Below are 12866 nucleotides of genomic sequence, written 5' to 3'. Positions count from 1 at the left end.
CCATCCAGGCTGGGCATCATGACGTGAACCTGCACTCTGCTTATACCTATGTTCAAGAAGGAAGTTGCAACCTGACAAAACGGTAATGCTGACTTAAGGCTTCTGACAGGGGGCGAGTTTTAAAGTTGTATCGAGCCTAACGCTCAACCCCAAGAATCATCATCCTGATGTGGACTCAAAGGGGTAAACAACACTCATCCAAGGATACCCAAATGAAATCTGTCAAAACCTTGCTGATCATCGCGACCTTGACTGCCTCTTCTCTGGCGATGGCCGAAGGCGGCAGTGATCGCGTATTCGAACGCATGGAAGCTGCCAGACAGAACACAATGCAAGCGTACCAAGTAGCCCAAACCCAAGGCGCCCAACCTCCCGTCGCAGAAAGCAAGACCAAAGAGATGGACCACAAGAATTGCTGAAGGGTCTGGTGCATTCCTGGCTGACAGAAATGTAATCGCTGCGCTGGTTCAAATAACGTATCCGGGACTAATACGAACTCCCGAGAGAGTGCCTTCAACCTGTATGAGCCACTCACGGGTTGTTTCGCACCGCTCCCCTTTTGATTGATTGGACATAAACGGCATGCACTCCAAAACCTCTAGGCGGACGTTCGTCAAAGGCCTGGCCGCGGGTGGAATTCTTGGCGGCCTTGGCCTGTGGCGCACGCCGGTATGGGCAGTCACCAGCCCGGGCCTGCCGAGCGTACTGAGCGGCAACGAATTTGATCTGTTTATTGGTGAAACACCGGTAAACATCACCGGTTCGCCGCGCACAGCCATGACCATCAATGGCACATTGCCCGGGCCTCTACTGCGCTGGCGCGAAGGAGAAACAGTCAAGCTGCGGGTGAAAAACCGCCTGGACCAGGCTACTTCGATCCATTGGCACGGGATCATCCTACCGGCCAACATGGACGGTGTACCTGGCTTGAGTTTCCATGGCATCGCACCGGATGGCATGTACGAGTACACATTCAAGGTTCATCAGAACGGTACGTACTGGTACCACAGCCACTCGGGTTTTCAGGAACAGGTAGGCGTTTACGGTCCAATCGTGATCGACTCGAAAGAGCCCGAGCCTTTTCAATACCACCGCGATTACGTGGTGATGCTGACCGACTGGACCGATGAAGATCCTGGTCGTGTCATGGCCAAGCTCAAGAAACAATCGGACTACTACAACCACCGCAAACGTACCGTTGGCGACTTCATCGAAGATGTCAGCAAGCAAGGCTGGTCCGCGGCGGTGGCCGATCGGAAGATGTGGGCCGAAATGAAAATGAACCCCACCGATCTAGCAGACGTCAGTGGGGACACTTACACCTATCTCATGAATGGCCAGGCCCCCAATGGCAACTGGACCGGCATTTTCAAACCGGGTGAGAAGCTGCGCCTGCGCTTCATCAACGGCTCGGCCATGAGCTATTTCGACGTCCGTATCCCGGGTTTGAAAATGACGGTTGTGGCTGCCGACGGCCAACACGTCAACCCGGTCAGCGTCGACGAATTCCGCATCGCCACTGCTGAAACCTATGACGTGATCGTGGAGCCATCCAGCCAAGAGGCTTACACCATCTTCGCCCAATCCATGGATCGAACCGGTTATGCACGCGGAACCCTGGCGGTACGTGAAGGGTTGAAGGCGCCTGTTCCGGCGATAGATCCCCGCCCTCTTTTGACCATGGATGACATGGGAATGGGCGGTATGGCCGGCATGGATCACGGCAGCATGGGCGGCGACATGTCTGGCATGACCGGAATGGACCACAGCAATATGACCGGCATGGACCAGGGCGGCATGACCGGCATGGACAGCAGTGACATGTCCAGCATGGCCGGCATGGATCACAGCAAAATGGCCGGGATGGACCATGGTGATATGTCGGGTATGGCTGGCATGGGTGGCGAAATGCAGACTCACCCGGCCTCCGAAACCAACAACCCCTTGGTTGACATGCAAGCCATGAACCCAACGCCGAAGCTCAACGATCCTGGCATTGGCTTACGCAACAATGGCCGTCGCGTGCTCACCTATTCCGACCTGAAAAGTACCTTCCAGGATCCTGACGGCCGCGAACCCAATCGCACCATTGAGCTGCATCTGACCGGTCACATGGAGAAATTCTCGTGGTCGTTCAACGGCATCAAGTTCTCCGATGCCGAACCGTTGCGCCTCAAGTATGGCGAGCGTCTGCGCATCACGCTGGTAAACGACACCATGATGACTCACCCCATCCACCTCCACGGCATGTGGAGTGACCTTGAGGATGAGAACGGCAAATTCATGGTCCGCAAACACACGATCGACATGCCCCCCGGAACCAAACGCAGCTACCGAGTCACCGCTGATGCCCTGGGTCGCTGGGCGTATCACTGCCACCTGCTATTCCATATGGAAATGGGCATGTTCCGTGAAGTACGGGTTGATGAGTAACGGAGACGGGTTATGCGCAAAAATCCAGAAAGGCAGTTTGAGACCATGACCAACAAGCTTTTACGCCCAGCCCTGATTGCACTGGCGGTCTCCGTCAGTCCTGCTTTCTTTGTCGTGGCCAACGCCGCTGAAGAGATGGCTCACGGTTCGATGGGAACCATGGGCGGTATGGAGAGTATGGACTCAGGAGCGACCACCACGAGTCGTACCCCCATTCCCGTATTGACCGACGCTGATCGTGCAGCCGCCTTTCCACCAGTGGCTGGTCACGGCGTCCACGACAAGAAACTCAACGCCTTCGTCCTGCTTGATAAGTTCGAATATCAGGATGCCGACAACGGCAGTGCACTGAGCTGGGATGCAAAGGGATGGATTGGTGGAGACGTCGATCGCCTGTGGTTGCGTTCGGAGGGTGAACGGACCAACGGCGTAACCGAGAACGCCGAACTCCAGGCGCTTTGGGGGCACTCGATCGGTCCATGGTGGGATGTCGTCACCGGTGTACGCCAGGACTTCAAACCCGGATCACCGCAGACATGGGGGGCTCTTGGGATTCAGGGGATGGCCCTTTACAACTTCGAAACCKAAGCGACTGCTTACATCGGCGAGAACGGCCAGACTGCCGCACGGTTCGAGGGTGACTACGACATTCTGCTCACCAATCGCCTGATCTTGCAGCCGACCGCCGAGGCGAACCTCTACGGGAAAAACGACCCCCAGCGCGGCATTGGCTCGGGCTTGGCGAATACCGAAGTAGGCTTGCGTTTGCGCTATGAAATTGCCCGTGAATTTGCCCCCTATATCGGGGTGACCTGGAATCGCTCCTACGGCAAGACCGCCGACCTGGCCGAAGACGAAGGTCAAAAGACCAATGAGGCTCTATTTGTCGCCGGTATCCGGATGTGGTTCTGAGGCATTTGCCTGAGCAATACCCTCACCATCACGCACGCCCATGCAGTAATTCTGTTGCTTCGCCGAAGGTTCACACCGCTGCCGAGGCCAAGGAAAATAACCATGCAAAGTAACTTCCGCCTGCGAGCATTACGCATCGCGACATTCGCGGCACTGTTCATTGGTTCAACTGCTCACGCAGCTCAGGCCCTGACCATCGATGTTCATCGCGATGCAAACTGCGGGTGCTGCAAGCAGTGGATTCAGCACCTTGAGGCCAACGGTTTCACCGTCATTGATCATCTGGAAACCAACATGAGCGCGGTTAAACAGGACCTTGGTGTTGTTCCACGACTCTCGTCTTGCCACACCGCGGTGATCAACGGGAAGTTTGTTGAGGGTCATGTACCCGCTGAGCAAATAATCGCGATGAGCAAACGCGATGACCTGGTCGGGATCGCTGCACCCGGTATGCCGGCAGGCTCGCCAGGGATGGAAGTCGATGGAAAGCACGACGCTTATCAGATTGTCGGACTGACTAAAGCGGGCACCGATCAGATCATTGCGCAATACCCGGGAACCTGATGCCTGTTGGCTTGCCTTCGTCCGTCAAGGCAAATCCACTGCGTCCATCCGCGAACTCGCGTGTTTGCTTCACGTGCTCAGAAACGGCGCAGCAATTAACTGCGCCGCCACTATTGAAAAAATCAGTGTCTTCCAGCTGCGACTTCCTGGTAGTTATTGAACAACAGTGATCCATAACCCAACTGGTCAAAACCTCCACTGTTAGCCCCGTAGGCACCCGCCTCAGGGCCAAAGTTGTCCATCATTTTTTTCGTATAGGGGGCTTCCAGGTGTTTGATTCCGGCGTAGTGATTGTAAATCAAGCTCCATATTGGACGGGTACTGCCGCGGCTGGTGGGAGAAATCTGAATTTGGATCGAGCCGTCGCTGGTGGTGTAATTTGTCCATGGCACATCATAAAGCAGATTGTATTTGGCAACATACTCACTGGCTTTTAATGCGAGATCGTGATTAAAACCAAACACGTCATCGCCCTGGCTCCACGCCATCTGGCAAATCACCCCGATTAACGCGATGTCTAATGTAGAGTGCCCCTGATCACGTCCACTTTCCTGCACCTGAGCCAATCCAACTTCCTTTCCAGTGCCTGGATAAACAGCCCACATGGCATTGTTGAATGCGCCATTTCCTTTTCCATGAAGTACATAATTCACAGATTCTTTATAAATGTCATGACGGCCCGTCAAGATGCCGATTGCCATCATCGAAGCAAGATTGGCCAAGTCCCAATTTGCCCAATAATGCTGTCCAGCGTCTCCATATCCATTATGCTTTGTGATGAAATCATGGTTCATCGGGTAGAAAACCCTGAGCATCATCTCTTGAAATTTAGGTAATTTTTTCCACCCTGGATAAGTCCTCATAATTTCTGCCGCATTGGCCAGTTCATAACCGTAAAGACCAGACGCCAAGTATTTATCGCTCGTACCTATAACGTCGGTCAGTGTTCCTGCCCAAGCATCAAGAACGTTGATAGCGGCATTCGCGTAGTCGATATTTCCAGAGATTTTCCAGCGAACTGCCAGCTGATAAGCAGCTGCAGCATCTCGGTACAGCAAGCCGTAATTGTCTTTGCCCCATGATGGGTTGCCCCGCACCACCTTATCAACTGCATCAGGTGTGTAATTGGCGACGGCATACCGGCTTTTTCCCAGAAGATTCCAGCTGTCGATCGCGGGAGATGTTTTGGCGGCAACAAGCCTCTTGGCGCGAGCAAAATCATCGTCCGTACTTAACATTCCCGGATGCACGAATTTTTTGTTTTCGGCATTGGCTACGTCTGCGACGCATAGGCCGATAAGCAATCCCACAACGCTAAGCACTCCACCTCGCATTTCTCACCTCAAGTAAACCATTCATGGACTGCAGGTATAACGTTCAGTAGTGGAACAACTATGCAGCGATGCTCAACGGCCAAGTTCGTGCAGCCCGGGGCGGATAGCGTTTGACAGCCGGGCATCTGATGTTAAGCGGCACCATTCGCCGCTTCCTGAACCGCAGCTGAAGAAATCCAGAGTACGCATTTAGTGCGTTGCATGGGCTTAGGTTACTTGATGGGCGGAGAAGATCTGCCAAACGTCGGGAGCTGAAGGAGCGGTATGTAGTGAGCGTTGCGCGAATTCCGTGAACTGTGAGCTGCCTTTCGTAGCCCATACGCTTGATCGCCGTATTAAGGGTGTTCTCGCTGATCCGTTTTGATAGATCACTGCGATGAGAGAGCAAGTAGCGCTGAGCTGGACGCCTAAGTATCAACAACTCATGGACGATCGCGATCGCCTGACGCGAGAGCGGCACCACATAAGGCGGGATCTTACTGCCCTCCTTTCTTAACCGTACCTGCAGTTGCTTAACGATCACGGCCGGTATTGTCCAAATTCCTCGTACCAAGTCGAACTGCTCAGGTACAGCCAAGCGCAACTCGCCGGTCCGCACGCCCGTGAGGAACAGCAAGCGCAAACCCAAAATCCTCGATCAAGTGCTGACGAGAAATCTCGGCGATGGGTAGAGGACCCAGCAAAGACAAAACGTCTTTGGCAAAGATGCGATCAATCTGAGAAAGCGAGGTTTGGCGTCCCAGCTTCAGTGTGACTGCCTTGAAGGTTCTCCATGCGAGGAAGACTGCTGTTATGCACGACCATTCCGGGCTTGCGCTAGATGCCTTCATTCCCTGTCTTGTCTGTGACGATGAGGGACTCGATACCCCAGTCGCCAGGCAGATGCCAATCTTCCCCGAACAGCTCGGCCGGATGCATCGTACGGTCGGAGCCATTGCCGCACGCCAGGGACTTGGCTGGACAATACCGGTCGCATCCCCAACAGATCCGCTCGGGGTGCTTGGGGTTGACGGGGAAGTTCTTGGCCATGTCGATCTCCAATCATTGAGAGACGTTTTTGCAACCTACAGCCTTTGTGCAAAGCCATCCTTGATCGATATCAAGAATCAACATCGAGCGACTGTCCGTTCATRCGGCGGCACAGATGACCCACAGCGTCGAGCGGGCCCAGCGCTTTCGTCAGCGTGACAAGCGATCGGTTTAAGTGCTCGAAACTTGATAATAATCATTATTGTTTGCAGAAAAGCTTCCTAGACTCGGGTTCCTACTCGTTAGTGCCCAGGAAGACTTTATGCGTACCCACCTCTCACTCGCCCTGCTCTTGCTCGTACCGCTGGCTCACGCGAAGGAGTACCCGATCGGGGTACCCCAGCTGTGTCAGGGACTGGAAGTCGGGGCGGTGTATCTGCAACCCATCGAGATGGCCCCGGCGGGCATGATGCGGGCGACTGTCGATTCCGATGTTCACCTGGAAGCCGACATTCGGGCCACCGCGGACAATCGACAGGGCTTTCAGGAAGGTAGTTTCGTGCCTTACCTCAATGTCTCGTTCAACTTGAGCAGAGCGGGTAACCCGGACGAAATCAAGGGCGACTTCCATGCCATGGTCGCCAATGACGGCCCGCACTATGGCGACAATGTGAAGCTGCTGGGACCGGGCAAATATCGGCTGACCTTCACCGTGCTCCCCCCCACCGGTCACGGTTCCCTCGGGCGTCATACCGATAAGGAAACCGGTGTAGCGCCCTGGTTCGAACGCTGCGAACTGCACTACGAGTTCATCTACGCCGGCATCGGTAAGAAAGGTGGCTATTGAATGAAGCGCCTGCCGCTTGCCTGGCTGATGGTGGCCGGAACCGTTGTGCCGTTGACCGTCCATGCCGATTTGCCGAGCTACGAACTGATCCTGCGCGATGGCCACTTCTCCCCTGCCTTACTCGAGGTTCCGGCCGGACAGCGCTTCAAGATCGTCCTGAAAAATAGCGGTCAGGGGCCGGCCGAGTTCGAGAGCACGCCGTTGCGGGTTGAAAAAGTACTGTCGCCGGGCGTGACGACCTTCGTCGTGATTCACCCGCTCAGGCCCGGCCACTACCCCTTTTTCGACGAGTTCAATCCACAACTGCCCGAGGGCGGCATTCTCGCGAAATAACCCGCACCTGCACGGAGTTTCCATGAATCAATCAATGTTCATCGTCTGGCGCGAAAGCGTCGAGGCGCTGCTGGTGATCGGCATTCTCCAGGCCTGGACCAGCCAACAAGGTCCAGGCAATCGCCTGGTCAAATATCTGTGGGCCGGTGTGATGCTGGGATTGATGCTTTCGGGCCTGCTGGCGGTGCTGATTCTGTTTGCCGGTGAGGCCATGAGCGGTTCAGCCAGTGAATGGTTCCAGGCAGCACTGGCGTTGATTGCCAGCCTGTTGATGGTGCAAATGGTTGGCTGGATGCATCGCAACGGGCGCACGCTGAAATTTGACTTGCGACGACATGCCGATAGCCATCTGGCCCGGCGAGGCGGCTTGGGGCTGTTGCTGCTGGCCATGCTCGCCGTCGGCCGCGAAGGCAGCGAAACCGTAGTATTTCTCTATGGTGCTGGCGCCCGCTTGCGAGGCCCGCAACTCGGTTTGTTTGCGGTCGGTGGCGTCATGGGGCTGGTGCTGTCGGCACTCACCCTTGCCCTGCTACACAGCAGTCGCCGGTTCATTTCATGGCAGCGATTCTTTGCCATCAGCGAAGTCGTCCTGCTCATGCTCGGCGCGGCGTTGCTGGTCAGCAGCACCGAGCGAATCGGCGGCCAACTGCTCGTCCTCGATTTTCCAGAGCAGGTGTACAGCATCGTTGGCGAGGCGCTTTGGGACAGCAGCACACTGTTGAACGACAGCCATGGATTGGGTGGCTTTCTGGCCAGTTTTGCTGGTTATCGGGCAACCCCCAGTGGCTTGACCTTGTTGGTGTGGGTCGGTTACTGGCTGGTCGTCGGCGGCTGGCTACGGCAACAGACTGCGGACAACCTGCCATGCCCGACCTGAGCCGCCACAATCAATGGCTCCAGCGCCTGGGTGACGGGATGCGTCGCCATGCGTCCGTCATTCGAGCCGTGCAGTGGGCTGTCGTACTGGTTTACGCAGTGCTGTTGGTGACCCCGGCGCTATTGCCGCTACCGGACAGCCAGGCGCGGATACTCGACCACCTGACCTTGCTCGCGCAGTTTCTATTCTGGGGGATCTGGTGGCCGTTCGTGTTGCTGTCGATGGTGTTCTTCGGTCGACTTTGGTGTGGCGTTCTGTGCCCGGAAGGTTCGCTCAGCGAGTGGGCCAGCCATTACGGAAAAGGCCTGGGTGTGCCGCGTTGGGTGCGCTGGGGCGGCTGGCCCACATTGGCGTTCTGCCTGACAACCCTCTACGGCCAGTTGATCAGCGTTTATGACTACGCCCAGGCCGCGCTGTTGATTCTGGGTGGCTCGACCGTTGCTGCGGTCATCGTTGGGTTGTTGTTCGCCCGGGGCAAACGGGTCTGGTGCCGTTACCTGTGCCCGGTCAGCGGCGTCTTCGCCCTGCTCGCCCGGCTGGCCCCTATGCATTTTCAGGTCGATGAACAACGCTGGATAGAGAATGCCGCACCACGCCTGCCGCCGCCCAACTGCGCTCCCCTGCTCGATATCCGCCGCCTGCAAGGCGCCAGTGATTGCCACGCCTGCGGACGCTGCAGCGGGCAACGCGGTGCCGTTCAACTGATCGCCCGCTCCAGCAATCAGGAGATTCTTCACGCAACCGCGCAGACGCTGTCCCCTTGGGATACACGCTTGCTGCTGTTCGGCGTGATCGGCTTGGCTATGGGCGCGTTTCAGTGGACGGTCAGCCCGTGGTTTATCGCCCTCAAACAACACCTGGCCCAGTGGCTGGTCGAACACAACCAGCTCTGGGCCCTGCAGGACAATGCCCCCTGGTGGTTGCTCACCCATTACCCACAACTCAACGACAGCTTCAGTTGGCTCGACGGCTTCAGCATCGTCGCTTACTTGAGTTTGAGTTCGATCATGCTCGGCGCAGCGTTGATGCTGCTTCTGCGGCTGACGGCCCGACTGGCGCGAGATCGCGCACTGTATTGGCCTCTGGCGCTGACACTCACGCCTCTGGGGGGTGCCGGACTGTTTCTCGGGCTGTCGGCCACCACCGTCAAATTACTGCGTTATGAAGGTCTGCTGCTGGAGTGGGTACAACCCGCCAGGGCCTGTCTGTTATTGGCCGCCATGGGGTGGAGCCTGCTGCTGGGTTGGAAACGGCTGAAACACGAAGATATTTCCCTGGTTCGGCGCGGGTCGGGGGGCGTTTGCCTGTTACTCGCCAACGGCCTGATCGGGTTTGGCTGGTGGTTGCAGTTCTGGGGCTGGGCTTGAGTTCCCCCAGGCCCCGTTACCCCCGTAGCACGAAGACTGGGAACAACTCGCGCATGGCCCCCCACAACTCTGGCAGCAAGGCTTGTGCCGAAACGCTCGGCAACAGCGGATCGAACATCCGCTCGGTGCGAACCAGTTGCACGGCGAAGCGTTTGACGCCAAGTGCATTCAAGCGTTTGGCCAGGATCAGCAGACGCGCCGGCTCGAACAGATGCCAATGCACGGTGGTGCGACATTCGTAGTCCACACCACTGGCCAACAGATACTCAAGGCTGCGCCAGTTTGCCGTTCCACTGCCCTCGACCCGGGTGATGGCCTGGCAATCCTCGGGCAATGCCTTGATATCGAAGCCGACCCAATCAGCACCGGTCAGTGCCTTGGCGAAGGCGGCAGGCTTGATGCCAGCGCTGTGCAAGCCAATGCGAAATCCCATTTCCCGCACTTCATCCATGGCACCGAGCAAGCCGTCCTGCAGCGTCGGCTCACCGCCGCTGAACACCACGGCATCGAGCAGGTCCTGACGACGTTGCAGAAACGCCAACACCCGCCGCCAATCCACTTCCTCACTGCCACGAGGGGGAATCAGCTGCGGGTTATGACAATAACGACAACGCCAGGCGCAACCCTGGCAAAACAACACACAGGCGAGCTGTCCCGGATAGTCGATAGTGGTCAGGGGCACCATGCCCCCAACCCGAAGCGTTCGACTCATTGGCGCCCGACCAGCGCCGCGCTTTCAGTAAAGTGCACCCGCTCGCGGTGCTCCGACTGTTTACCCGGATTGAACGCTGACACAGGACGATGATAGCCCATCACGCGGGTCCAGACTTCGCAGCGTTGACGTTGAGCCTGAGGCAGTGGTTGCGATGCAGTCATGGTGAAGCTCCTTGCGGTTGAGGGGATAGAAATCAATGAACAGTGCCGATTTTCTGCTCTTGCAGCAGCAGAACTTCGTCGCACTTGGGGCAGAACTCATGCTCGCCATCGAGGTAGCCGTGCACCGGGCAGATGGAGAACGTCGGGGTCACGGTCAGGTACGGCAGGCGGAAACGCCCAAGGGCTTTGCGCACTAGTTGCTTGCAGGCCTGGGTCGAGGAAATCCGCTCGGCCATGTACAGATGCAAGACCGTGCCACCGGTGTATTTGCATTGCAGTTCGTCTTGCAGTTCCAGGGCTTCGAAGGGATCGTCGGTGTAGCCCACCGGCAGTTGCGAAGAGTTGGTGTAATACGGCGCTTGCGTCGTGCCGGCCTGGAGAATGTCGGGGTAGCGCTTGAGGTCTTCCTTGGCGAAGCGATAGGTAGTGCCTTCGGCCGGTGTCGCTTCCAGGTTGTAGAGATGACCGGTTTCTTCCTGAAAACGCAGCAAGGTAGCGCGCACATGGTCCAGCAGTTTCAAGGCAAACTGGCGGCCCTGCTCGGTGTGCATACCCTCCTTATCACCGGTGAAATTACGCAGCATTTCATGCAGGCCGTTGAGACCGATGGTGGAAAAATGGTTGCGCAAGGTGCCCAGGTAGCGCTTGGTGTAAGGGTACAAACCGGCGTCCATATGATGCTGAATGACCTTGCGCTTGACCTCCAGGCTCTCCATCGCCAGCTCCATCAGCGTGTCCAGCCGTTTCAGCAAACCGCTGGTATCACCCTTGAACACATAGCCCAGACGCGCACAGTTAATGGTCACTACGCCGAGCGATCCGGTCTGTTCCGCCGAGCCAAACAAGCCACCGCCGCGCTTGAGCAACTCGCGCACATCCAGCTGCAACCGGCAGCACATCGAACGCACTTGATTGGGCTGCAGATCCGAATTGAGGAAGTTCTGGAAGTAAGGCAAACCGTAACGCGCCGTCATCTCGAACAGACGGTCGGCGTTTTCACTGTCCCATGGAAAGTCATGGGTGATGTTGTAGGTCGGAATCGGAAAGGTGAACACTCGCCCTTTCGCATCGCCAGCCTGCATCACCTCGATGTAGGCGCGGTTGAGCACATCCATTTCGACTTGCAGGTCGCCGTAGGCAAACGGCATTTCCTCCCCGCCGATGACGGGTATCTGCTCGCGCAGATCCTGCGGGCACACCCAGTCGAAGGTCAGGTTGGTGAACGGCGTCTGGGTGCCCCAGCGTGACGGCACATTGAGGTTGTAGATGAACTCCTGGATCGCCTGGCGAACCTGCGGATAGCTCAGTTGGTCCTTGCGCACATACGGCGCCAGGTAGGTATCGAACGAGCTGAAGGCCTGGGCGCCGGCCCATTCGTTTTGCAGGGTGCCGAGGAAATTCACCATTTGCCCCAGGGCACTGCTCAAGTGCTTCGGCGGCCCGGCTTCAACACGTCCGGGCACACCATTAAGGCCCTCGTGCAACAAGGTGCGCAGCGACCAGCCAGCGCAGTAACCGGCCAGCATGTCCAGGTCATGTACATGCAAATCCGCCTCTCGATGAGCGTGGCCGATCGCCTCGCTGTACACCTCGTCCAGCCAGTAGTTGGCGGTGACCTTGCCCGACACGTTCAACACCAGCCCGCCCAGTGAGTAGCCCTGATTGGCGTTGGCCTGGACCCGCCAGTCTTCACGGTCCAGGTACTCGTTCATCGACGTCGCCACTTCGACCAGGGTCCGGCGGTCGCGACGCAAACGCCCGTGCTGTTCGCGATAAACGATGTAAGCACGCATGGCGAGGAAAAAACCGGCGTCCATCAGCACCCGCTCAACACGATCCTGGATCTGCTCGACATGCAGCCTTGGCTGCCTTTCCAATCGGGCGAGTACCGCTTCGAGCAAGCCTTCGGCTTCAACGTCGGTGTACTCCCCGGTTGCCTTGCCGGCAGCGATCAATGCCTGACGGATCTTGTCGGCATCGAAGGCAACCAGACTGCCATCGCGCTTGTGCAAGCGGTTACATCCAACTGAGATCAGCGTGCTCTGCATTTGGCCTCCAGATACTACATATAGATGTTTGCAGACAAACAAACACAACATGCAGTGAAGACTACGGACAAAGCGCTGTTCTGCAATTGACCAACGTCAAGATTTGCCGGTGAAAAAAAAACCCGATGACGACATAGATCCAGTGGCAAGCGAGGACCCAATGTGGGAGATTCTATGTTGCAGGACAACCCTGCAGCGGTCGATTCGGTCGGTATTCGCTCTGGTTTTTCATCAGGGCGAACGCCACCCGGGCGAGTTTGCGGGCAAGGATTACCAGGGCCTGAGTCTTCTTGAAACCTCTGGCCA

Annotated in this window: 13 protein-coding genes and 2 pseudogenes; 8 read left to right on the top strand and 7 right to left on the bottom strand. The window is 56.9% G+C overall.

The window, feature by feature from the left end; all coding sequences use genetic code 11:
* Positions 1-212 precede the first annotated feature (212 nt).
* The 4 genes from AC1DIH_RS12650 to AC1DIH_RS12635 all read left to right on the top strand — a co-directional run bounded on the left by AC1DIH_RS12650 (position 213) and on the right by AC1DIH_RS12635 (position 3909).
* Entirely contained in the window at positions 213-419 is a 207-nt protein-coding gene (locus AC1DIH_RS12650) for a co-regulatory protein PtrA N-terminal domain-containing protein (RefSeq protein ID WP_477771908.1), read from the top strand.
* A gap of 163 nt (positions 420-582) precedes the next feature.
* The gene (locus AC1DIH_RS12645; RefSeq protein WP_477771907.1) at positions 583-2433 is read left to right on the top strand and encodes a copper resistance system multicopper oxidase; all 1851 of its coding nucleotides are present in this window, start codon (positions 583-585) and stop codon (positions 2431-2433) included.
* Positions 2434-2445: 12 nt separating this feature from the next.
* Positions 2446-3345, top strand: a complete 900-nt coding sequence (locus AC1DIH_RS12640) for a copper resistance protein B (protein WP_477771906.1) — start codon at positions 2446-2448, stop codon at positions 3343-3345.
* 102 nt (positions 3346-3447) lie between these two features.
* The gene (locus AC1DIH_RS12635) at positions 3448-3909 is read left to right on the top strand and encodes a DUF411 domain-containing protein (RefSeq protein ID WP_477771905.1); all 462 of its coding nucleotides are present in this window, start codon (positions 3448-3450) and stop codon (positions 3907-3909) included.
* A gap of 122 nt (positions 3910-4031) precedes the next feature.
* Here the strand turns inward: AC1DIH_RS12635 and AC1DIH_RS12630 are convergent, their stop codons facing one another.
* The 3 genes and pseudogenes from AC1DIH_RS12630 to AC1DIH_RS12620 form a co-directional block, all read right to left on the bottom strand.
* Positions 4032-5243 (bottom strand): alginate lyase family protein, encoded by a 1212-nt coding sequence (locus AC1DIH_RS12630; protein WP_477771904.1) that lies wholly within the window; start codon positions 5241-5243, stop codon positions 4032-4034.
* Positions 5244-5508: 265 nt separating this feature from the next.
* Positions 5509-5871: pseudogene (locus AC1DIH_RS12625) on the bottom strand (tyrosine-type recombinase/integrase); the annotation flags it as partial.
* A gap of 188 nt (positions 5872-6059) precedes the next feature.
* Positions 6060-6272 (bottom strand): DUF3079 domain-containing protein, encoded by a 213-nt coding sequence (locus AC1DIH_RS12620; RefSeq protein ID WP_477766086.1) that lies wholly within the window; start codon positions 6270-6272, stop codon positions 6060-6062.
* Between the two features lie 262 nt (positions 6273-6534).
* Between AC1DIH_RS12620 and AC1DIH_RS12615 the strand changes: the two genes are divergently transcribed.
* The 4 genes from AC1DIH_RS12615 to AC1DIH_RS12600 are packed head-to-tail and all read left to right on the top strand — an operon-like array spanning position 6535 to position 9636.
* The gene (locus AC1DIH_RS12615) at positions 6535-7059 is read left to right on the top strand and encodes an iron transporter (RefSeq protein WP_054596886.1); all 525 of its coding nucleotides are present in this window, start codon (positions 6535-6537) and stop codon (positions 7057-7059) included.
* Positions 7060-7392, top strand: a complete 333-nt coding sequence (locus AC1DIH_RS12610) for a cupredoxin domain-containing protein (RefSeq protein ID WP_477771903.1) — start codon at positions 7060-7062, stop codon at positions 7390-7392.
* A gap of 22 nt (positions 7393-7414) precedes the next feature.
* Positions 7415-8269 carry an FTR1 family iron permease gene (locus AC1DIH_RS12605; protein ID WP_477771902.1) on the top strand — a complete coding sequence of 285 codons (855 nt, stop codon included), beginning with the start codon at positions 7415-7417 and terminating at the stop codon, positions 8267-8269.
* Positions 8257-9636, top strand: coding sequence for a 4Fe-4S binding protein (locus tag AC1DIH_RS12600; RefSeq protein ID WP_477766089.1), 1380 nt, complete (start codon positions 8257-8259; stop codon positions 9634-9636). Before AC1DIH_RS12605 ends, AC1DIH_RS12600 begins: the two co-directional genes overlap by 13 nt.
* A 16-nt stretch (positions 9637-9652) precedes the next feature.
* Here AC1DIH_RS12600 and AC1DIH_RS12595 read toward each other — a convergent pair whose 3' ends face one another.
* From AC1DIH_RS12595 to AC1DIH_RS12580, 4 genes and pseudogenes are all read right to left on the bottom strand, one after another.
* Positions 9653-10348 carry an anaerobic ribonucleoside-triphosphate reductase activating protein gene (locus tag AC1DIH_RS12595; protein WP_477771901.1) on the bottom strand — a complete coding sequence of 232 codons (696 nt, stop codon included), beginning with the start codon at positions 10346-10348 and terminating at the stop codon, positions 9653-9655.
* Positions 10345-10512 (bottom strand): anaerobic ribonucleoside-triphosphate reductase, encoded by a 168-nt coding sequence (gene nrdD / locus AC1DIH_RS12590; RefSeq protein WP_054596881.1) that lies wholly within the window; start codon positions 10510-10512, stop codon positions 10345-10347. The genes AC1DIH_RS12595 and nrdD overlap by 4 nt, the downstream gene beginning before the upstream one ends.
* A 32-nt stretch (positions 10513-10544) precedes the next feature.
* Positions 10545-12560 (bottom strand): ribonucleoside triphosphate reductase, encoded by a 2016-nt coding sequence (locus tag AC1DIH_RS12585; protein WP_477771900.1) that lies wholly within the window; start codon positions 12558-12560, stop codon positions 10545-10547.
* A 172-nt stretch (positions 12561-12732) separates the two neighbouring features.
* A pseudogene (locus AC1DIH_RS12580) lies at positions 12733-12866 on the bottom strand (IS110 family transposase); the annotation flags it as partial.

This window comes from Pseudomonas sp. 05N36, assembly GCF_056397385.1.
Note: the sequence above shows the minus strand (reverse complement) of the source record. Positions and strands in the feature narration are given on the sequence as shown.